At 69.6% G+C, this 17,558-nt stretch carries 18 protein-coding genes; 10 read left to right on the top strand and 8 right to left on the bottom strand.

The features are described from left to right. Positions 1-319: 319 nt before the first annotated feature. Entirely contained in the window at positions 320-1,135 is an 816-nt protein-coding gene (locus ACWIHT_RS44965) for a ParA family protein (protein WP_456174456.1), read from the bottom strand. A 201-nt stretch (positions 1,136-1,336) separates the two neighbouring features. On the opposite strand from ACWIHT_RS44965, the gene ACWIHT_RS44960 reads away from it, so the two are divergent. After that, positions 1,337-1,546: a hypothetical protein gene (locus tag ACWIHT_RS44960; protein WP_456174455.1), complete on the top strand. Its 210-nt coding sequence runs from the start codon at positions 1,337-1,339 to the stop codon at positions 1,544-1,546. Positions 1,547-1,620: 74 nt separating this feature from the next. Here the strand turns inward: ACWIHT_RS44960 and ACWIHT_RS44955 are convergent, their stop codons facing one another. The 3 genes from ACWIHT_RS44955 to ACWIHT_RS44945 all read right to left on the bottom strand — a co-directional run bounded on the left by ACWIHT_RS44955 (position 1,621) and on the right by ACWIHT_RS44945 (position 3,775). After that, a complete protein-coding gene (locus ACWIHT_RS44955) occupies positions 1,621-1,863 on the bottom strand; it encodes a hypothetical protein (RefSeq protein ID WP_456174454.1) in 243 nt (80 codons plus the stop codon). A gap of 374 nt (positions 1,864-2,237) precedes the next feature. Then, on the bottom strand, positions 2,238-3,293 hold the full coding sequence (locus ACWIHT_RS44950; protein ID WP_456174453.1) for a C40 family peptidase: 1,056 nt from the start codon (positions 3,291-3,293) through the stop codon (positions 2,238-2,240). Continuing rightward, a complete protein-coding gene (locus ACWIHT_RS44945; protein WP_456174452.1) occupies positions 3,245-3,775 on the bottom strand; it encodes a helix-turn-helix transcriptional regulator in 531 nt (176 codons plus the stop codon). Before ACWIHT_RS44945 ends, ACWIHT_RS44950 begins: the two co-directional genes overlap by 49 nt. 293 nt (positions 3,776-4,068) lie before the next feature. Between ACWIHT_RS44945 and ACWIHT_RS44940 the strand changes: the two genes are divergently transcribed. From ACWIHT_RS44940 to ACWIHT_RS44905, 8 genes are read left to right on the top strand one after another with little or no spacing between them, the layout of a single operon-like run. Continuing rightward, positions 4,069-4,332 carry a hypothetical protein gene (locus tag ACWIHT_RS44940; RefSeq protein ID WP_456174451.1) on the top strand — a complete coding sequence of 88 codons (264 nt, stop codon included), beginning with the start codon at positions 4,069-4,071 and terminating at the stop codon, positions 4,330-4,332. Positions 4,333-4,346: 14 nt separating this feature from the next. Further along, on the top strand, positions 4,347-4,640 hold the full coding sequence (locus tag ACWIHT_RS44935; RefSeq protein ID WP_456174450.1) for a hypothetical protein: 294 nt from the start codon (positions 4,347-4,349) through the stop codon (positions 4,638-4,640). Between the two features lie 4 nt (positions 4,641-4,644). Continuing rightward, positions 4,645-5,412: a hypothetical protein gene (locus ACWIHT_RS44930; protein WP_456174449.1), complete on the top strand. Its 768-nt coding sequence runs from the start codon at positions 4,645-4,647 to the stop codon at positions 5,410-5,412. Beyond that, entirely contained in the window at positions 5,409-7,007 is a 1,599-nt protein-coding gene (locus ACWIHT_RS44925) for a hypothetical protein (RefSeq protein WP_456174448.1), read from the top strand. The genes ACWIHT_RS44930 and ACWIHT_RS44925 overlap by 4 nt, the downstream gene beginning before the upstream one ends. 3 nt (positions 7,008-7,010) lie before the next feature. Further along, on the top strand, positions 7,011-8,453 hold the full coding sequence (locus tag ACWIHT_RS44920; RefSeq protein WP_456174447.1) for an SCO6880 family protein: 1,443 nt from the start codon (positions 7,011-7,013) through the stop codon (positions 8,451-8,453). Between the two features lie 25 nt (positions 8,454-8,478). Continuing rightward, on the top strand, positions 8,479-10,008 hold the full coding sequence (locus ACWIHT_RS44915; RefSeq protein ID WP_456174446.1) for an ATP-binding protein: 1,530 nt from the start codon (positions 8,479-8,481) through the stop codon (positions 10,006-10,008). Then, positions 10,005-11,765, top strand: a complete 1,761-nt coding sequence (locus ACWIHT_RS44910) for a type IV secretory system conjugative DNA transfer family protein (protein ID WP_456174445.1) — start codon at positions 10,005-10,007, stop codon at positions 11,763-11,765. The genes ACWIHT_RS44915 and ACWIHT_RS44910 overlap by 4 nt, the downstream gene beginning before the upstream one ends. After that, positions 11,762-12,370, top strand: a complete 609-nt coding sequence (locus ACWIHT_RS44905; RefSeq protein WP_456174444.1) for a DUF4913 domain-containing protein — start codon at positions 11,762-11,764, stop codon at positions 12,368-12,370. Before ACWIHT_RS44910 ends, ACWIHT_RS44905 begins: the two co-directional genes overlap by 4 nt. A 64-nt stretch (positions 12,371-12,434) precedes the next feature. On the opposite strand, the gene ACWIHT_RS44900 is transcribed toward ACWIHT_RS44905, so the two are convergent. The 4 genes from ACWIHT_RS44900 to mobC form a co-directional block, all read right to left on the bottom strand. Next, the gene (locus ACWIHT_RS44900) at positions 12,435-12,896 is read right to left on the bottom strand and encodes a hypothetical protein (RefSeq protein WP_456174443.1); all 462 of its coding nucleotides are present in this window, start codon (positions 12,894-12,896) and stop codon (positions 12,435-12,437) included. 27 nt (positions 12,897-12,923) lie between these two features. Further along, positions 12,924-14,156 (bottom strand): hypothetical protein, encoded by a 1,233-nt coding sequence (locus tag ACWIHT_RS44895; protein ID WP_456174442.1) that lies wholly within the window; start codon positions 14,154-14,156, stop codon positions 12,924-12,926. A 128-nt stretch (positions 14,157-14,284) separates the two neighbouring features. Next, entirely contained in the window at positions 14,285-16,507 is a 2,223-nt protein-coding gene (locus ACWIHT_RS44890) for a relaxase/mobilization nuclease domain-containing protein (protein ID WP_456174441.1), read from the bottom strand. After that, positions 16,504-16,908, bottom strand: a complete 405-nt coding sequence (mobC, locus tag ACWIHT_RS44885) for a plasmid mobilization relaxosome protein MobC (RefSeq protein WP_456174440.1) — start codon at positions 16,906-16,908, stop codon at positions 16,504-16,506. The genes ACWIHT_RS44890 and mobC overlap by 4 nt, the downstream gene beginning before the upstream one ends. Positions 16,909-17,208: 300 nt before the next feature. On the opposite strand from mobC, the gene ACWIHT_RS44880 reads away from it, so the two are divergent. Continuing rightward, positions 17,209-17,532, top strand: coding sequence for a hypothetical protein (locus ACWIHT_RS44880; protein WP_456174439.1), 324 nt, complete (start codon positions 17,209-17,211; stop codon positions 17,530-17,532). Positions 17,533-17,558: the final 26 nt, after the last annotated feature.

The following is a 17,558-nucleotide window of genomic DNA, read 5'->3' as shown; positions in this document are numbered from 1 at the left end:
GCGAGCTAGGTACCTAGCTCGCTCGCTCTCTCGCGCGCTAGAAGCCTCCTGTACTCAGCGGGGTACGCCTTTTTCAGCGCGGTCTCGATGACCTCCCGCTTACTGAGCCCGTGCTCCTCGACCACAAGCGTCACAAGGTCGTCGAGCAAGGGCAGAACGCGAGTATTGAGCTGCACTGTGGCCTGGCTCCGCCGGGGCCGTCCTCGCCCAGGAGAGGACGGCAAGGGGTCGGCGGGAGGGGTACGGCTCGGGCGGGCAGGATCGTCCGAGCCTTCTACTGGCGGGGCGGGACGCAGGCGGGGCGTCGGCCGTTCGTCGCTCATCGGGCAATCACCCTGTCCAAGGTCACCGTTCGGTACGCTTTGGCGACGCTTGCCCCCTTGGGGTACTTGCCGTACCACTCTCCGGCGGCGCGGCTCTCCTTGACGATCACCAGAGACTCGACATACGGCTTCAGCAGCATGCCGGGCGACGTCCGCTCGAACTCTTCAACGGCTCGGAGAGCGTCACGTGTCCAGACAGCGCCGGTGTAAGCGGCTCCCAGGATGATCCCAATCTCGTGCGGGGTCCTGGGCAGGTTCATCTCGTCCCGGTAGTCGTGGAATTTGCGCACGGTCTCCTTCGCCCCGTCGACCCCGTCCAAACCGTCCTCGTCCGGCTTTGCCGCGTAGACGATGTGGGTGCAGGCAGTGAGACCGTTCTGAGTGAGCATGCCTCCCTGCCGGTTGGGGAAGTCGAACACGCCGAACGCGGCGCGGGTGCCGGCGAGACTCCGCTTTAGTCGCATCTCTGCGTGGTCCTGGCGCAAGCTCTCCTGCATCGCCTGCTTACGGAAGCCTGAGGGGATCACCCGTAGGTTCCGGGGCCATCCCTTGGCCGGGTCCAGCGACACAGCCAGGTCGTCCGCCCACCCTTTAACGTCGTCCTGGCCGAGGATCGCCGACATATCGAGACCAGCCCCAACGGGCCGAGCGCCAGTCCACTTGGTGGTGGCTCCCCTGGGGTCGAGATCCCCCAGAAGCACGATCTCGTCGGGGTACTCCTCGGCAACGGAAACCGCTATACCAACCGCAGTCGCGGTCTTGGTCACACCACCCGTCTCCGAGTAGCTGCCTACGATCTGGGGTTCATCCATGGCGAGCATGCTAGCTCGCTCGCTTCCACGCTTTCTAGCTAACACGCTCCCTAGCGTGCTAGCTAGCTAGCAAAAAATCAACTACGGTGAGACACCAATCGAGGGGTCGGGCGGCAACCCGACCCCTCGTCTTCACCCACTCGGCCTGTGGGCGCGGATTGCGTCTCGTCGTCCGCAGGCCTCGATCCTGGAGGATCTGGCATGACTGTACGTGGTGGATCAACGCTCGCGGCTGACCTGACGAAGCAGGATGCGGCTAGCAAGGCGGACGGGGCGTCGGTCGTACCGGCGGGCGGCTGGGCGATCCTGCCCCCGCTGAGGACGGACGATCTGGTGGCGCTGGTCGACGCGATCAATGTCCCCGGGTTGCCAGCCTTCTTCGTGGACTGGACGGCGGCCACGCTGCACTGACCCCGGCCCGGCTCCTCGGGAACAGGAATCGGCCCTACACCCACCGCCGGGTGCAGGGCCGATTCCTTGTTTGCCTACTCGTAGTCGCCTTCCCAGCCGTTCTCATCCCCGTCAGGGAACAGGAAGTCGCGCGTCATGGGCTCGCCGCAGTAGCACTCACCTTCCGGGCATCCGCGCGTGCACCCCTCGAACTCTGGCAGCGGGGAGAGCGGTCCGGGCCGCTTGGGCTTCGAGATCGCAACCACCGCAGCGGCGATCTCCCCGCCCGTCCCCAAGACCGTGGTCTCCCGGTACTCGTACTCATCGCTGCTGTCCATGATGGTTTGCCTCCCGTTTCGGGGTCCAAGCGGCGAGCCGGCCGCTGCGGTGACGGGTCGGTACGTGTTCCTTCGTACGCACAGGCGGGGTCAAGGTCAGCGCGAACACCCCTCTTGGCTGTAGGTTCTCGTTCGATCTTGCAGCCGGGTCCGCTTTGACCAGCGGCAACGGCAGCCGTCTCACTGAGGTTGCGCCCGTCGCGTCTCGCAGACTTTGCGCTTCCTTCGGCGACCGCAGCGCGTACGCGTCGACCGAATTGAACGTCACCGCGCCACCTGCGGGTTTCTCGCCGACCTTGCGCGCGGCGCAGGGTCGGCGCAAAGCCGGTGAGAAAGCGCAGACTGGCGCGAGAACCTACATTGGCATGTACACGCTAAGAAGGTCGGGTGGCGCCGACCAGTCCGCCCGACCGGTACAGCTTGACAATCTGCACGTTCTTGCCGGTCCTGGGTGCCTCGATGATCATGCCGCCCCCGTAGTACATGGCGACGTGGTACGCGTCGCTGCCGCTGCCGGTGTGCGAGTAGAAGATCAAGTCACCGACTTGCAGGTCATCCATGCTGACGGGGTGTGAGGCAGTCGCGGTGTACTGGTCGGCGGCGGTGCGGGGGAGGTGGGTGGTCGACCACCACGCGTTCTGTGTGAGGCTGGAACAGTCGAATCCGGAGTGGTTCGCCGCGAAGCAACTCCCGTTCAAATAACCGTTGTTGCCGGAACAAAAGCCAACCGAGGGCCCTTCGGGGGTTCCGCCTCCCCACACGTACGGCAGTCCCAAGTAGGTGGAGGCCTTCCGGGCGGCGTCGGCGCCGGAACCGCTGCCCGCGACGGCCGGCGCGATGGTGTCCGCCCACGCGGCGGCCCGGTCGATGATGTCGTGCACGTATTCGTAGGTCTCGCCGTGCGAGAACGACGGCGGCGGGACCCCCTGGTAGTGGTCAACCCACAGCCATCCGGCGTTGTAGCCGGCCAGGGCCAGCGCCACGGAGCCGCCCGGGTACCCGCTCCCTTTGGCCTCCTCGATGAGGGCGCACATATAGCGGCCCTCGGCCATGACGGCGTCCCCGATGTCGAACGGGCTGGCGGTGCCGCTGCCGTCGTCATCGTCCCCCCACATCCCCCACGAGGAATCGACGAACTGGGCCGGACCCTTGGCAGTGCCGCTCTTGGTCTTCGGTCCCACAGCGGCGGCGTTGAAATGGCTCTCCTGTTCGATCTGGGCGGCGATGAGCGCGGGCGACTCGTCAGCGCACAGGGCCCCGGCTTTCATCACCCACGGAAGAAATGCGGCGGGGACTTTCCCGGCCTTGATGCCGGTCGAACTGGCCGCCGAGGCGGACGATCCCCCCACCACGGCCGCGGTGCCGATCACGCCCGCGAGGATCAGCCCTCCGACTGCTGCGACGGCTCCGGCTGCAAGCTTGGCTGCCACTCGGTCCCTTCCCTTCCCCTTCGTCGTGTTCGCCGCGGCTTGCTCTTGATCTCCTTGCGCCGTGCCTCCCTGCCGGCCTCCCACGCGGCCGTCCACTCTGGGGGAGTCACCTGATAGGCGGACGCCCACGGTGCCCGGTCGCGCACCCCGTACACCCCCGCCTCAACTCGGCTCACCATCTGGCCGCTTACACCGATGACTTCGGCGGTCTCCCGCTGTGTCCGTCCGGTGCGCTGCCGAAGCTGTTTGAGCGTCGGCGTCGCCTTCCCGACCGGAGAGAGCCGGTCGACCGGGACGGCCAGGGCCTCGGCCACGGCGTGCAGTACCCGGGCCGAGGGGACCCGCTTCCCGGTCTCGGCCGCCCGCACAGTCTCCGGGCTGATCCTGGCGAGCAACGCCAGTTCCGCACGGCTCAGTTGGGCTCGTTTTCGCAGGTCTGCGAGTACGTCGGGCCGGAAGACCCCGGCGGCTTTTGGGCTCATCGATCGCCAACTTTTATAAGTAGTTTCAGCTAGTAACTTCTGATAGCCTCTCAGTGATGATCCGTATTGCGCAAGTGAACGAGGGGGATGTGATGGCGCGTCGTACTCCCGCCCCACCAACCGCTCCACAGCACGGACTTGCCGTGATGGGAGCGCACGGAGGGGCGGGAACGTCTACAGTCGTGTGTTTGCTCGACCCCCAAAGCCAAGGCTGGGCAGTCGAGTTGCACCACGGGCAACATCTGCCCCACAACTACATCCCAGTTGTGGTGACACGCTCAACCGCTTATGGGTTGCACAGGACACAGGAACTTCTGAACCGGTGGCACCCCGGCACCCCCAGGCCGTACCTGGTCGTCATCCGTGACGCCCCGCTGCGGCTCCCGCTGCCGGTCCGCTACCGACTGCGGACCGTGGCCCCGAAAACCCTGGGCATCGCTCACGTCCCGTATCTCTACCGGCTCCGGCTGGTCGACGGCACCGCCGAGGCCTTGACGGACGCTCCGGTGTCCAGAGCCGCCCGTGAGCTGCGGGCCGCCCTCGGCTTCTCCGACTGATGGAAGGAATCCCGTTGATTTTCGATCCGCACAACCTGACGGTCCTGGCGGACAACCTCCCCAACCCCGGCCCGCAGGCGCCTCCCGGAATGGGCAAAACCTTCTCGGACTGGATTTCCTGGGGCAAATACATCGGGATGTTTGCCGGGGTGATGGGGCTCATCACCTGCGGCATCATGATGATGGTCGGCCGCCGCAACCGCTCCCACCTGAGCGCGGAGGGCGCCGGCGGCCTCGTCTGGGTGATCGCGGGCGGCAGCGTCGTGACGCTCTCGGTGGGCATCGTCACCGCGCTGATGGGCGGCTGATCCGGTGACCCTCGACCTGCAACGTGCGGCGGCCCGGCGTATGCGCCGACTGCTGTTCGCCGCTGGCGGCGTGATCGTGGTTCTGGCGGTCGCCGTGATCGCCCTCGTGGTCAACAACGGCGGCGGTTCCCCGTCCGCTGCCCCCGGCCCGTCCTCGTCGGCGGCGCCCTCGTCGTCCTCCTCGGCCTCGCCGCTGCCCACACAGTCGTCGGACGGCGGATACGTCGCCCCGACGAAGTGGGCGAACCTGCCGACCGGGCGGAGCAAAAAGGACGGGCTACCCGTCCAGTTCGGGCACACCCCCGAGGGTGCGGCGGCGGCGGCCGTGGCCAGTGTCCGCTACGGCTGGAGCTGGGACCCGGACGCCGCCGCGACGGCCGCCACCGTGTACGCCGTACCGGCCGAGGCCTCCGACGTGGAGAAGGCGGCACGGCAGTCCACCGCAAGCTCGCGGCTGAGCGCCGGAGTTCCCGGAACGGGCGACCTCCCCTCGGGCGCCCACATGAACGTCTTCGTCATCGGGGTGCAGTGGACGGCCGACACAGCCGACTCGGTGAAAGTCTCCGTCCTCGCCCGGGTCGTCTACACCCCCGGCAGCGGGACGGCGGAAAAGACGCAGCTCCTCGGCAGCACGACCACCTACGTGTGGACCGCGAACGACTGGCACTCGAAGACGGGCGCCCCGCAGACCAGTCCCGACCCGTCCGACTTGGGCACTGCCGGTTTCAACTCCGCCGGCTGGTCCGCGATCCAGGAAGGGGATACCCGATGAGAACCCTCCTGCGGGGCCTGTTCGTCGTCGTGGTCCTGGCGCTGCTGGTGCCTGCCGCTGCCCCGGCCATGGCCGCAACTCCCGCCGCTGTCAAGCCTGTTGTGGCGCCCGCCGCCGCTCCGGCCGTGGCGGACGCTGTACCGGCGTCCCTTCCCGCCGGGCCGCCCGCGATCGATGGGTGGTGGGACGTGGCGTGCAACTTGCTGCTGACTCCGTCTCTCGGCGCTGCCGGGGCCACGGCCTGTGTCGCCGGAAAGATCATCGCGCCAAAGGCCGGAAAAGCGATCTCTGAGGCCCTGGCAAACACTGTCGTGAAACCGATGGCTGACGGCATGACGGAATTCGTGACGCAGATGCTCAAAGTCGGCCTTACCTGGTGGCTGACGACTCCGAGCATTCAGGTAAAGAACTCCGGAGTCATGGACTCCCAGACGGGGAAAATGCCAGACGGATCGACAGTCACTTTCTCACTGCAAGCAATCATGCTCGGAGTCGGCCAGATGATCGCCATCATTCTGGTGATCTTGCAGGGCATCCGGGCCATGATACAACGCAAAGGGAAACCGCTGTCCGACGCGCTACAGGGCATGGTCGTCAATGTCCTGGTGTGCGCGCTGGGCGTCACCGTCATTGACTCTCTGTTGGTCGCATCGGACCAGCTCACGGCGGCAATCATCAACGTCGCTTTCCACGGTGACGAAAAACTGACTGAGCGCGTGGTGCTCATGCTCCTGCCGACCGGATTCAATCCCATGGCCATTCTGGTCATCGCGTCCATCGTCTTCCTGATCGGTGGCGTTCAGTTCATCATGAACTTTCTCCGGCAGGCGTCAATCCCTATTCAAGCTCTGCTGCTGCCGATTGCAGGCGCGGGACAGATCGGCGGAGAAAAGACCAAACAATGGCTCCCGAGGCTCTACACAAGTATCGCCGTCGTGATCGTCTATAAACCGACGGTCGCGCTCATCATTTCGGCGGGATTCGTTGAGGTCGCCAACGGCAGTGAATTCATTGACTGGTTCCGGGGGATCGTCACCCTATTCCTGTCCATCGTCGCGCTGAAGAGTCTGCTGGGACTGTTCGCGCCGCTGGGTGCGTCCGTGGCCGGAGCGACGGGCGGCGGTTTCTCCAGCGCCCTGTCTGCGGCCGGTGGTGTAGCCAGCCTGGCCAGCAAGTTCGGCGGCGGCGGGGACGGCGGCGGGGGCTCCCCGACGTCCGCCGCGAGCCACGCACAGGCCATGGACAAGGCCGGGGCCGCTGGCGGAGCCGCTGCCGGGGCTGCCGGAGCACACCCCGCCATGGCGGCGGCGCAGGTGGCCAAGGGGGCCGTGGACTCGGCCGGCTCGACCATGGGCGGCCAGGGCGGCGGGCAAGAGGGTGGCATTCCGCAGCAGGGCAAAGCCGACCAGCAATCCGCGGGCGCCAACGGTCAGGGCCAGGGCGGCGGTTCGGCCGGTACCGGTGCGAGCGGGGGCGGCGGCTCGACGGCCGGTGCAGCGAACAACTCGGGCGCCGGTAGCGGCGTGACGATCGCCCACCGCGCGGCCGAGGCCAACAACGGGCCACAGGGGCCCACGACCAACGGAGGGCAGTAAGCCATGTCGACCACGGAACAGCCTCCCCGCCTCTACGGCGGCTGGCGCCGGTCCCGCTCCCTCGGGATCGGCCTCCTCAACGGCGGACAGACAGTCGTCGTCGTCTCCGCCATCCTCGTCCCGATCGGCGCCGCCAACGTGCTGGGCCTACGCACCCTCCTGGTGTCGGTACCGCTCGCCCTGGTGGTCATCGTGCTCGCCTGCTGGCAGCGGCACGGGATGCCGCTGCTGGACCTGGCCGTGGGCCGGGTGCGCTGGCAGTGGGCGGCCTGGCGGGGAGAGACCAGCTACCGGGGCCTGTACCTGCCCCACCCCAAGGCGCTGGACCTGCCGGGTGTCCTCGCACCGACCAGGCTCCTGGGGGTGGAGGACTCCAGCGCGGGGCGGGCCGGACTGGTGTGGAACCAGGCAACCGGCCAGATGGCGTCAACGCTGCTGCTGTCGCCGGGCGGCGCGCTGCTGGCCAACCGCGCGCAGGTGAATCAGAACGTGGCGAGCTGGGGGACCACGCTGGCCGCACTCGCCAATGAGGACAGCGTGGACGCCGCCACGGTGACGCTCCAGATCACCCCGGCGTCCGGTGCGGCCCTGGGCGATCACGTACGGGGGAGGGTCGACAGCCAGGCGCCGGACCTGGCCAGGGCGACGGTGACCGAACTCGTCAAGACCTCCCCGCGTGCCAGTGCCCAGCTCATGGCCTGGCTCACCCTCGTCACCTCGCCGGGCCGGGCAAGCGACCGCCCCGGCTCCCCGGAAGAGGCGGCGGCCGAGACGCTGCGGCGCCTCGATGGCGTCGACCTGACCGGAGTGGGCGCGGACGTGCTCCGGCGGGCCACGGACACAGACCTCGTCCGTCTCGTGCGGGGAGCTTTCCATCCCGAGGACGCCGACGCCGCCGAAGAGGAGATGGCGGCGCTGACCTGGGACCAGGCGGGGCCGACCGCTGCCGAGGAAGGGTGGACGGACTACAGGCACGACGGCGCCATGTCCGTGTCGTGGGTGCTGCGGGAGGCTCCCCGCAAGCCGGTGACCTTCGATGTTCTGTTGCCCTTGATGGCGCCGGGCCGGTTCGTACGGCGGATCACCATCGGATACCGCATCCTCCCCACCGAGGAAGCTGCCGCCGTCGTGGAACGCGAGCTGAACGCGAGCGACGCACGGGCCGAGTACCGCCGTCGCTCCCAGCGCACCACCACCCGCCGCGAGCGGGCCGACGCCGAGGCCGCCGACCGCAACGCGGAACAAGAGGCCTACGGCGCCGGACTCGCACAGTGGACGATCTACATCACCACGACCGTGACCAACCCGGCGGACATGCCCGCTGCACAGCGGGAGGTCGAGCAGATCGCGAAGCGGGCCGGCGGCCTGCGCTTCCGGTACGCCTACGGCGGCCAGAGCGCTGCATTCGTCGCGGGCCTGCCGGTCGGCGTGCACCCGCTCGCCTGACCCCGACCCCACACGAAAGGAACCGATGAACAGGCGAAAGAGCCGTGCAGCGGACGACGCACAGCGGTCCCGGCGTTATGAGGACGCCGGGACCGCCGAGGCGGAGCCTACCGCTTGGCGGCTGAACACACGGGTGGTCGCTCCGCGCCGGGGCTGGCGCGGAGCCGGCTCCGGACGGAGCCCCCACGCCGACCGTGGCGCGGTCTACCTCGGCACCACGTCAGAGGTCGCCGGCCTGTATCCGTTCGTCCTGGGGGCCCCGCTGCCCCCCGAGGGCGTGCCCATCGGCACCGACCTGCTGACCCGCGAAATGGTGTGCTTTGACCCTCAGGGCTGGGTGGGGCGCCTCGTCCAGAACCCCGGCGTATGGATCATGGCGCAACCCGGCGCCGGAAAGAGCGCCATCGCAAAGCGGATTTCACTGGTCTACTCGTCGTACGGCTCCATGATCGTCGTCCCCGGCGACGTCAAGGGCGAGTACGCGCCCCTCGTGAAAGGGCTCGGCGGCCAGGTCGTGCGCATCGGCCGAGGCCTCGACCGGCTCAACCCCCTCGACTCCGGCCCGCTGCGGCGCAAGCTCCACACGATGCCGGCCGACCGCCAACGCGTTCTTCAGGCGGAGATCAACGGACGGCGCTCCGACCTGCTCCACGCGCTCCTCGCCACCCCGCACGGCCTCGGCCGCCGCGCCACGGCACCCGAGGCCAACGTGGTGGGCGCGGCCGTGGAACGGGTGTCGGAGTCCCTGACCGATGACCCGGTGATCCCGGACGTGGTCCGGGTCCTGCGCGAGGGGCCCAAAGAGCTGTGGAACAAGTTGCTCGTGGACAACGTGGACGACTACCGGTCGCTGGTCAGGGAGGTCACTCTGGCGCTGGAGAACCTGTGCCAGGGGCCTTTGTCCGGTCTCTTCGACGGTCCGACCACACAGCCGCTCGACCTCGACGCCCCGGCCGTGAGCGTCGACCTGTCCGCGATCCTGACGGCCGGTGATCAGGTGGTGGCCTCCGGCCTCCTGGCCACCTGGAGCTTTGCGTACGGCGCGATCGACTCGGCCAGGGCGCTGGGGATGATGAACCGCCCGGCGGTCCTGGTGCTCGATGAGATGTGGAGGGCGCTGCGGGCCGGTCCGGGGATGGTCGACGCCATGGACGGCATGACCCGCCTCAACCGGTCCAAGGGGGAGGTCACCCTCCTGATCACGCACTCGCTCCGCGACCCGGAAAGCCTCCCGACTCCGGAAGACCGGGCCAAGGCCTTGGGCCTGATGGACCGGTGCGACTCCCTCATTCTGGGCGCGCTGTCGGCGGGCGAGCTGGAACGCGTCAACCTGCAACGGCCCCTGACCACCGAGGAACAGGGCCTCGTGGCCTCCTGGTCCGCGCCGAGCATCACGGGCGTGGACGGCACGAACCAGAAGCACCCCGGCCGGGGCAAGTACCTGATCAAGATCGGTACCCGGGCCGGTGCCCCGGCCCGCCTCGACCTGACCGAGGCGGAAACCCAGCTGTACGACACGGACGCGGCGATGCGGCGGAAGGTGGCCAGCGAGTGAACGACAACGGCACGGGGTCCGGGGGCGGCATCGCCGCCCCCGCGGCCATTCTCGGCGCGATCTTCGGCGGGGGAGGGCTGTACCTGGCCGGCTGCCTCGGCGGGACGCTCGGCGTCGCCGTCGTCGGCGGCGGCTGGGCCTGGCCGGACTCCTCGGTGAAGGGGGTGTTCCGCCTCCTGGGCGACGGCCCCGGCGCCCTGTGGCCGGGGCACGCGACGGCCGCCACGGTCGGCATGGTCGTCCTCCTGGTCCTGGTGCTCGCGCTCCTCGGCGTCGGCGGCTGGTACGTCTGGCGCCGGTGGTTCTCCCACCGGCCCGGCCTCGCAGGCCTGCGGGAGATGGCGCCCCTCGCACCCAAGGTCATGACCGCCCGCGCCCGCGAGCTGCGGCCCTCCCTGGACGGCGTGACGGAAGTGGCGGCCGACGAGACGGGGGTGTTGCTCGGCAACCTCGACCCGCACGGCCCCGAACTCCGCGCGTCGTTCGAGGACGTGATGTTGGCGATCATGGCCCCGCGATCCGGCAAGTCCACGGCGCTGGCGATCCCCGCCATCCAACGGGCCCCGGGTGCGGTCCTCTTCACGTCGAACAAGATCGGCGAAAGGGAGGTCTACAACGTCACCAAACGCGACCGCGAGCGGGTGGGAACGGTGTGGACGATCGACCCCCAGGGCATCACGCACACCGAGCGCTCGATGTGGTGGAACATGCTGGCGGGCGCCCGCACCATCGAGGGCGCCGGCCGGCTCGCCTCCCACTTCATCGCCGCGACCACCGACGAAAAAAGCCGCGGCGACTTCTGGATGGGAGCCGCAAAGAACCTGCTCACGGCCCTTTTCCACGCGGCGGCCGTCTCCAACGGCTCAGTGGCGGACGTTCTGGCGTGGCTGTCCACCCCCTCGGACCGAGGGCCGGTGAGCGCACTCAAAGCGGCCGGGAAAGAGGCCCTGGCCCAGCAGCTCGCCAGCACCGTGGCGGGCGCGGCGGACACCCGCGACGGCATCTATGAGACCGCCCGCCAGTGCGTCGCCTGCCTCCTCGACCCCGAGACTCTGGCGTGGGTCACCCCGGACCCCCGGGCGCGGGAGTTCCGGCCGATGGACTTCGTAGGCACCCGGGACACCCTCTATCTGCTGTCCAAGGATGGGGGCGGGTCGGCGGCCGGCGTCATCGCCGCTGCTGCTGACGCCGTGCTCCGGGCCGCGATGGCCTCCGCCGAACGGGCCGGGGGCCGCCTCGACGCCCCGTTGGTCGCGGTGCTCGATGAGGCTGCGAACGTATGCCGGATCGAAGATCTCCCCGACCTGTACTCACACTTGGGCTCCCGCGGCATCGTCCCCATCACCATCCTCCAGAGCTACCGCCAGGGCGTCCGGGTGTGGGGTGAGGCAGGCATGGATGCACTCTGGTCGGCCGCCACGGTCAAGGCCCTGGGCGCCGGGTTGGACGACGCGGACTTCGCCGAGGACATCAGCCGACTCGTGGGTGACCACAAGGTCCGCGAGACCTCGGTGAGCCACGGCTCCTCGGGCCGCAGCGTCAGCACCTCCCGCCGCCGCGAGCGGATCATGGAAGCCGCCGAAATCCGGGCGATGCCCAAGGGAACGGCCCTGCTTCTGGCCACGGGCGTACGGGTCGCCATGATCCGGCTGCGGCCCTGGTACCTGGAGCCGGGCGCGGCCGAGCGGACAGCGGCGGCCAAGGCCGAAACGAAGCTGATCGCGGAGCGGGCCTCTCGGAAGGTGATCGAAGCATGAGCGAGGAGACGCCGACCCTCGACGGCATCGCCGAGGACGTGGCAGACCTGCGGGCCGTGGTGGAGGGCTTCGCCACGCAACTGGAGCACAACACCAAGGCCGTGGAGCAACTGAGCGCCGCTGCCTCCGGCGACGGGGAGGGGGAGGGGAAGGACGGCCAGGGCGACGGCAAGGCCAAAAAGCCCGAGACTCCGCCGTTCATCCTGCGCCTGACCGGCGACAAGTACGACACCGAGTTGGCCGCCCTCGCCGACTGGGTGGCCGACCTGCTGGTGCCCACGTACCTCTCTGAGGTCTCCTCGTCCGCGACCTGGTGCGCGAGCTGGTGGGCTCACCCGGCAGCAATCGCCCGCCTCCACGCCACGTGGCTGGCCTGGCAGGAACTGACCGACCCGGAGACGGGCGGCCGTACCGGTCCGTCCGTCTGGCACCGTGACCACCTGGACCCGATGGTGACCCAACTCCGTGACGCGTCAGGGCCGTTCGCGGCCTGCATGACCAACCCGGACCGGGCACAGCACACCGCCCTGTTGACGCCTCCGGTGGAGCCACTGCCAGGTTACGGAGTGTCCGCAGAGGCGGCGCCGGAGCCCGTGGGCACCTAGACCTAGCGTGTACACGCCAAGGGCCGGAGGGGAATCCCCTCCGGCCCTTGGCGTTGTTCGGGTCCTACGGGATGCGACGCGGCGCCGAGGTGGCGGCCGGCGGCGTGCTCTGGCCTCGGTTCTGTCCCGCCGCTGCGGGACCGGCCTTACGCCCTCCCTGCGCGGGCGCGGACACAGTGGTGGACGTCGCCGTGGCCGCTGCCGCGCGGGCGTCGATGTCCGCCGTGGTGGCCTCGTGCGCGGCCCTCCCGTCCAGTCCTGCGGCGTCGCTCCACTCGGCCCCCGCCGTACCGAGGTCACCCCGGGCTGCGGCCTCGCCCGCACGTCCTCGGGCGGCGTCGGCCTCACCGAGAGCGTCGTCAGCACGAGCTGTGTGGACTGTGCTGCTGCGACTGAGCGCTGCCGCCAGGCGCAGCCCTTCCGGGTCGTCCGCGCCAGATTCTCCCGCCGGACCGGGACGGTGCTGCGGCTTACGTGCGGACTCCTGATCGCCCGCCGACTGGGGGGTACGAGACTGCTGGTTCATCGTGGTTTCTCCTCCTCTGCCTGAGCCTTAGCGGGTGTGGCCCCGGCCCTGCGTCGGGCCCTGGGCCGGGCGGGTCGGAGCCGCTTGCGGCCCGGGGGCCGGACTGGATCCGGGGGCGGCCGTGGTCGACTGGGCGGTAGCCGCTGCCGCCCGGGAGGGCGCAACCGCCGGGGCCACGCGCGGGGCCTCGCCGATCCGACGGGGTGGGGGCTGAGCTGCTGCCCCTGCCGCCTTCTCGGCCGCACTCTTCGGAACTGGACGAGGTGCTTTCGGAGCTGCCGCCGGAACCGCGCGCGCTGGCGCCGAGGGAGCCGACTGAGCAGCTGCCGGGGCGGTGCTGGCGGGTGCTGGCGCTGCGGGAGTGCGGGCCAGGGCGGGCGCCTTCGCCTGCTCGTTGAGCAATCCGCGGGCGGCCTCGGCCGGGCTGAGGCTAATGCCCGCGTCGGTTGCCTGCTTCATCCGCAGGGGCACACCCGCCAAGGCCTCGCGCGGGTCGTGCCCGGCCGCCTGAGCGGCCTTCATCTGCGCCGCGATACCCGGCCACTCACGGGACGCGACCAACGAGCCGAGCACGTTCTCATCGGCCATCGCCTCCCGTGCCGTGATCACGGCCCGGGCATTCTCCTGCGGGCTGACACCGTTCTTGGCGAGATCCTTTTCCCAACCGTCGAGTACGGATTTCTCACCGCGTCCGGTGAGCTTCTGGAACCACTCCTTGACGGCCTCGATCGCCCTTTTCATCCACTCGATGAACCGCTCGACCACCCCGGGGCCCTCGCGCTCGGGGCGAGTGTCGCTGACCGGTGCTGCGAACGGATTGGGCGGCGTGCTGGCCGTCGCCGAAGCAATGACGCCGGGGGTGGGTGAGCCGGTGCGCATGTCGGCGTCCACACGCGCGATCAGGGGCGCGGCGTCGCCGATGAACGTTGCCACGTTCACTCCCGCCCTCTCCAGCCGGCGGAGCTCGTCCGCGACCTGGGGCCACTGCGGGGAAGTCACCATGGCCACGGCGACGGCGGACGGCTCCACGCTGTCCCTGACCATCTGGGCGTACCGGTCCCGGTCCGGATCACGCTCCGGCTCCGGGCGCGGCGCATCCTTCGCCTCGGGCGCGGGGGGCGGCGCGGCGGCTGCGCGGGCTGCCTCGCGCTTCTGGTGCTCAAGGAGTGCCTGGGCGGCCATGACGAGAACCTGAAGGGCCATAGCGGCCGTCTGCCCGGCCTGCCCGGCGGCCTGCTCCATCGCTGTGGTGTCGCTCATGCGGTTGCCTCGCTCGGTGTCGTCACCATGTCCTCATTTCGCGTCGCTGTCGTCTCGATGAAGCTAGCGTTCAGCCTCGCTCGGCACGCGGCCTTCTCCGCTGCCGGACTCTCGCGGGGTGTCCCGCTCTACCTCCCTCGTCCGCGCTGTTCGCTGCGGCGTTGCGCCGCCTCGGTGGCGGCCCGATCGGCCGCTGTGCGCTCGCCCGAGGCAGTCGGCGCCACCGGTGCGGGCGCCGCGCTCGTCCCGGTGGACCGGGCAAGGGCGGCAGCGGCCTGTCCCGCCCGCGTCATGCGCCCCTGTACCCGCCAAGCGAGCACCTGGGCCACGCTGTCGGCGTCGGCCAGGTCGCGGGCCCCGGCCACCTCCGCCAGTAGCTCCGCCGGGGGATGACCTGCCCTGGCCGCCCTGATGAGGTAGTCGGCCAGGGTCGCCGAGGCCGGGTCGGTAAGCACAGCGGTCGCGTGGGCGGGAACGGCCTGGCGCACGGCCTCGCCGAACGTCGGTGTGTCGGGGCCGCCGAGGGGAGTGGATTCGGCGGCCGGTCCTCGACCGACCACAGGCGGCGGGGCGGTCGGTGCGGCGGGAGTTTCCTCGCCGCCCTCGTCCTCCGGTTCCCGCGACGGTGCGGGCGTACGGGGATCCCCGGTGCCGCCGGTCGTGTCGGTGGGCGCCGCCGGATTCCGGGGTGCGGTCTGCGGCTTCTCGGTGGAGGCCTTGCGGGTGTCGCTGTCCATCCGCCGTTGCAAGCGCCACACCAGGACCTCGGCCGTGCTCTCGGCGTCGCCGAGGCCGCGGGCTGCCGTGACTTCAGCGAGCACTCGGGCCGGGCTGTATCCGGCGTTTTCTGCCTGCCGGAGGGTCGCGGCCAGGGCGGGCCACGCGGCCTCGCCAAGGACAGTTTCCGCCAGATGCGGAATCGCTTCCCGGACAACGGGCGCGTAGGCCTCGACCAGGGCGGAGCCGTCCGGCTGCATCGTGGTGTGTTCCCAGGTAGCCCGGCGTCCCGCGCGGGTGCCGGCACTCGCGCCGTAGGCCATTTCGGTGGCGGCCCACAGGTGTCGACCTGCTTGGGCGGCGGCGCGTTCCTGTGCCTGGTGCTGGGCAGCCTGGTGCCACCTCATCGCGGCGGCGACGGCCAGGGCGACGGCGACCATCACCGCGATGGCGGCGGCGCTCTCTCCCCCGCTGGCCACGACGGCGGCACCCATGGCGAGTAGCTGGGTCGCGGCCCGCAGGTGGGCGGTCGCCTCACTGTCCATGCGACGCCCGGTGGGTGCGCGTCCGGCCCGCTCGAACGCGCGGGCCGCGTCCCGCAGTTCGCCCCTGACAGCGGCGGGGGCCTGGGCCGCGTACGTCGTCAGGAAGTCCGCCAGGGCCACCATTTCGCCAGCGCCCGCCTCGTTCCCGGCCTGACCGAGGACGGCGGCGGCCTGGTGCACCTGCTCGGCCGCGAGTTGCCACGCGGCGGCCCGGCTACCGATCGGCCCGGCGCCGGCGACCAGCGCTGAGGGAGGTGTGCCGGTCCAGCGTTCACGGACACGCGGCAGCGACAGATCGGGCGCGAGTCGACTGCCGGAAAACCACACGGCCCTCCCTCCCGCCGTGCGGTCGCCGGGGAGCGCGACCGAATAGCCGGTGACCGCTCCGTCCGGTGCTGTGCGCGTATTCAGCCGCAGCCCGGAACCCTTGATGGCAGCGAAGAAATCGTCATCCGAGTGGGCCCGCCCGGCGGCCTCGCGGACCTTCGCTTGCAGCGTCACCCGGGGTGGCTCTTCTCGGTGCTTCCGCTTGCGTTTTTCCTCCTCGGCCGTTGTCGGCCACCGGTTCGCTGTCTTGTCTCCGCTCGTCAGTCGCCGCAGGCCGTAACGGACCTCCAACTCACGCGCGCGAGCCTGCATCTTCACGTAATCCCGTCGTACGTCGGGGGCGCGTCCGTCCTGTCGCGCGAGCGTCGCCACGATGTGAATATGGTCGTCGGCGTGCCGTACGGCCACCCATCGGGCGCCCATCGGATCGCCCTTTCTGGCGATGCCCGCAGCGTCCATAATCTCGTGCGCGACCTCGCGCCACTCCGCATCCGACAGCATCCGGTCATCCGGGTCCAGCCGTACCGGGACGTGGTAGACGTGCTGGTCCGGCACCTTGCCCTCAAGGGCGGCAAGCGGCGCGTCCAGCAGCATGGCCAGACGGGGAATCGTCGCCCCGGAACTCCGGGCGGGGTCAAGTACTCCACTGTCCCACGCGGCCACCATGTGGGGGTCGGTGTGCTCGTTCGCCTTACCCGGCCCGTACAGGTAGTACAGGAGTCCGGCGGTGCGGGCGCCGGACTTCGCCTTCTTCGGGATCACGCTCGGCCCTCCATCACCGCGATGGTGGCCTCGTCCAGTGTCCGCACCGTCTTCTCCACACGTTCCAGAACGGCCAAAAGTCGCTCGGGGACCTGCACACCGTCCGAATTGAAAACGGCTGCAATCTGATTCAGGTTGGTTCCGATTCGGTTCACAGAGACCCGGGAATCCCCTAGCGCTCGCAACCGTTCCTTCACGTCCACGGGTACGGGGGAGACCTCTTCTTTGGCAACGGCGAGCGCGGCCCGCGCGGCGTACGCGGCGGGCTTGAGGCCGGCCACGGAAGCGGCCGTAAGGATGATCGCTAGCTCAGCGTCGTTGTAGGCCAGGTTCACGCGGTGCGTGCGCGGGTTATCGGACCGACGTTCACGACGTCGGGCGCGTGGTGCGTCGCTGGTCATTTCCCCTGTTCCCGTTCGAGGGACAGCCTCAACCATCGGTCCGTGCCCGGACCGAAAAGGCGGCCCCGATCAGCCGAGCATAGCGAGGCAGGGGCCGCCCTGCTTGGTTATTGGAACAATAACCACTAACTTGCTCCGACGTAGTTGGCCGCTGGGGGTGGGTGCCGGGGTAGGGCGGCACTGCACCGTGAGGTGCAGGAAGGGGGTTCGGGGGAACGTCCCCCGAGAACTCGGCCGCAAGGCGGCTGCCGTCACGCGACCTCGTGTGCACGGCGGCTGTCGGCCGCTACCATGGCGGCCATGACCACACCTGCCGATGACACCAAGTCGACCATGCTGGCCTCCGCCGAAACCATGCTGGCCTCACGTCTGGAAGTGATCAAACCCCTGGCCGAACTCGTCGCCGAACGCAAGCGGCTCCAAACCCTCCTCGACGCCACCGAAAAGCCGTACGGATCCGCATACGCCGAGGCCTCCGCTGCGGGCTGGAGCGGGGATGAACTCAGCCGCATGGGCGCCGAGGAACCCGCTCGCCGCCCTCAAGGTCGACCCAAGGGATCACGCACCCGAAACCGATCCACCGGTACAGGGACCACTCCGGGAACCTCGTCCTCCTCGTCCTAGTCGCTCCCTTTCTAGCGTCTCTGCCG

It is taken from the genome of Streptomyces sp. NPDC002276, from assembly GCF_053891435.1.
The sequence above is the reverse complement of the archived record's forward strand: the minus strand, read 5'-3'. Positions and strand labels throughout refer to the sequence as shown.

Excerpts from the sequence above, each read along its gene's own strand:
- ACWIHT_RS44965 (WP_456174456.1), bottom strand. The coding sequence starts at position 1,135 with ATGGATGAACCCCAGATCGTAGGCAGCTACTCGGAGACGGGTGGTGTG.
- ACWIHT_RS44960 (WP_456174455.1), top strand. The coding sequence starts at position 1,337 with ATGACTGTACGTGGTGGATCAACGCTCGCGGCTGACCTGACGAAGCAG.
- ACWIHT_RS44955 (WP_456174454.1), bottom strand. The coding sequence starts at position 1,863 with ATGGACAGCAGCGATGAGTACGAGTACCGGGAGACCACGGTCTTGGGG.
- ACWIHT_RS44945 (WP_456174452.1), bottom strand. The coding sequence starts at position 3,775 with ATGAGCCCAAAAGCCGCCGGGGTCTTCCGGCCCGACGTACTCGCAGAC.
- ACWIHT_RS44925 (WP_456174448.1), top strand. The coding sequence starts at position 5,409 with ATGAGAACCCTCCTGCGGGGCCTGTTCGTCGTCGTGGTCCTGGCGCTG.
- ACWIHT_RS44920 (WP_456174447.1), top strand. The coding sequence starts at position 7,011 with ATGTCGACCACGGAACAGCCTCCCCGCCTCTACGGCGGCTGGCGCCGG.
- ACWIHT_RS44915 (WP_456174446.1), top strand. The coding sequence starts at position 8,479 with ATGAACAGGCGAAAGAGCCGTGCAGCGGACGACGCACAGCGGTCCCGG.
- ACWIHT_RS44905 (WP_456174444.1), top strand. The coding sequence starts at position 11,762 with ATGAGCGAGGAGACGCCGACCCTCGACGGCATCGCCGAGGACGTGGCA.
- ACWIHT_RS44900 (WP_456174443.1), bottom strand. The coding sequence starts at position 12,896 with ATGAACCAGCAGTCTCGTACCCCCCAGTCGGCGGGCGATCAGGAGTCC.
- ACWIHT_RS44895 (WP_456174442.1), bottom strand. The coding sequence starts at position 14,156 with ATGAGCGACACCACAGCGATGGAGCAGGCCGCCGGGCAGGCCGGGCAG.
- mobC (WP_456174440.1), bottom strand. The coding sequence starts at position 16,908 with ATGACCAGCGACGCACCACGCGCCCGACGTCGTGAACGTCGGTCCGAT.
- ACWIHT_RS44880 (WP_456174439.1), top strand. The coding sequence starts at position 17,209 with ATGACCACACCTGCCGATGACACCAAGTCGACCATGCTGGCCTCCGCC.